The sequence below is a fragment of the Vibrio ouci genome (assembly GCF_004551525.1).
GTDB lineage: Bacteria > Pseudomonadota > Gammaproteobacteria > Enterobacterales > Vibrionaceae > Vibrio > Vibrio ouci.
Genome location: NZ_SATR01000163.1, coordinates 1 through 1,615, shown reverse-complemented (window position 1 = coordinate 1,615; position 1,615 = coordinate 1). Strand labels below are relative to the sequence as shown.

Below are 1,615 nucleotides of genomic sequence, written 5' to 3'. Positions count from 1 at the left end.
CGGCAATTCACTATTGTTTTGCGCTTTGGTTGGAAAGACAGGGCGTTTGTTGAAGCTTAGTCGGGTTGCCTCATTGGGCAGGGAAGTGGAATTACTGGTTTTGGGTTAGTCGCGTTTGGCGGCCAAGTTGGTTCTTGCCTTGTGGTTTGGTTCAGAAAACTGGCTTGAAATAGCAGTTCTTTCTCAATTAAGTCAGTAACTTGTGGTAAAACATAACAAACTGCTCAAGAGGGATTCGCAACGCGTGGCATTTTTACTGTGCGTTGAATTTAGTGATTAAGGTGGTTTGCGGCGGCTTCGGTATTGCATTGCTCACCCCTTAGCAGGGCGTTAGGTTACTAAATTGAGTGCATAGATCGCAGTTTGCATATGTTTTTTCTCTTATTATCGGGTCGTATAAGTCGTTGATAGGAGATAAAAATGGCATGTAATTGTTGTGGTAAACGCTTAAATATCGGCATGATTCACAAGACAGATCCAGTAACTGGTCAAAAATACAAATCTTGTCCTCATTGTTCCGATGCTAATGGAGGGGAACATGTGTTCCATCCATATCCGTTTAACTTTGGTAAAACACCAGCTCGCAAAACTGCACGTAATCCTGATGGTTACCAGAGTTACTGTATTGATTGCCGCAGGCTTGCTAAAGGTGTAGCCTCAAATGTCTATCGTAATGGACGAACATGTAGCGGTTTAATCTAGAGGTTCAATGCAAGTTTTTAAAGAAGATGCAGTTGAATGGCTTTCAACGCTCGCTGACGCGAGCGTTGACTTAGTTATCACAGACCCACCATACGAATCATTGGAAAAGCATCGGAAAATTGGGACTACGACAAGGCTAAAGGTAAGTAAAGCATCAAGTAATCAGTGGTTTCAAATCTTTCCCAATGAAAGGTTTGAGAGTCTTTTACAAGAGGTGTACCGAGTCCTAAAGAAAAACTCTCACTTCTATCTATTTTGCGATCAAGAAACAATGTTCGTAATTAAGCCAATAGCTGAGAAAGTAGGTTTTAAATTTTGGAAACCAATCGTTTGGGACAAAGTCACTATTGGTATGGGCTATCACTACAGAGCTCGCCACGAATACATACTTTTCTTTGAAAAAGGTAAGCGTAAGCTCAATGACTTAGGTGTGCCTGATATACTTCAATCAAAAAGGGTTTATAGGGGCTACCCAACTGAAAAACCCGTAGACTTACTTGAGGTACTTATTTCTCAAAGTAGCACTGAAGATGAGTTAGTAATGGATCCATTTTTTGGCTCTGGTTCGACACTCGTTGCAGCTAAAAAATTAAATCGAAACTACATTGGTTGTGATATTTCAGATGCAGCTCATGAGCACTTTCAAGGCAGAGTCGAAAAATAGTAACCTAACAATCTGTTTAAGAGTGATTCGCAACGCGTGGCATTTTTACTATGCGTTGATTTTAGTGATTAAGGTGGTTTGCAGCGGCTTCTGTATTGCGCTGCTCACACCTTAACAGGGCGTTATGTGAATTTGGTAATTCCTACCCAAAAGGGAAATTGTAGAAAAGGAAAAAAGAGTGAATAAAATAAGGAAAGAGCCTTTGTTGGCAGAGGTTGAACGTCGACTAGCGAAGCCTATTTTTGGTGA

The 1,615-nt window shown here is 40.9% G+C and carries 2 protein-coding genes; both read left to right on the top strand.

Annotation, left to right across the window (positions count from 1 at the left end):
* The first annotated feature begins 420 nt into the window (after window positions 1-420).
* Window positions 421-702, top strand: a complete 282-nt coding sequence (locus ELS82_RS24750; protein WP_053306554.1) for a hypothetical protein — start codon at window positions 421-423, stop codon at window positions 700-702.
* A gap of 7 nt (window positions 703-709) precedes the next feature.
* Window positions 710-1,366: a DNA-methyltransferase gene (locus ELS82_RS24745; RefSeq protein ID WP_045608283.1), complete on the top strand. Its 657-nt coding sequence runs from the start codon at window positions 710-712 to the stop codon at window positions 1,364-1,366.
* Window positions 1,367-1,615 lie beyond the last annotated feature (249 nt).

Bases quoted from the DNA above. Each gene is read 5' to 3' on its own strand.
- ELS82_RS24745 (WP_045608283.1), top strand. From the start codon at position 710: ATGCAAGTTTTTAAAGAAGATGCAGTTGAATGGCTTTCAACGCTCGCT.
- ELS82_RS24750 (WP_053306554.1), top strand. From the start codon at position 421: ATGGCATGTAATTGTTGTGGTAAACGCTTAAATATCGGCATGATTCAC.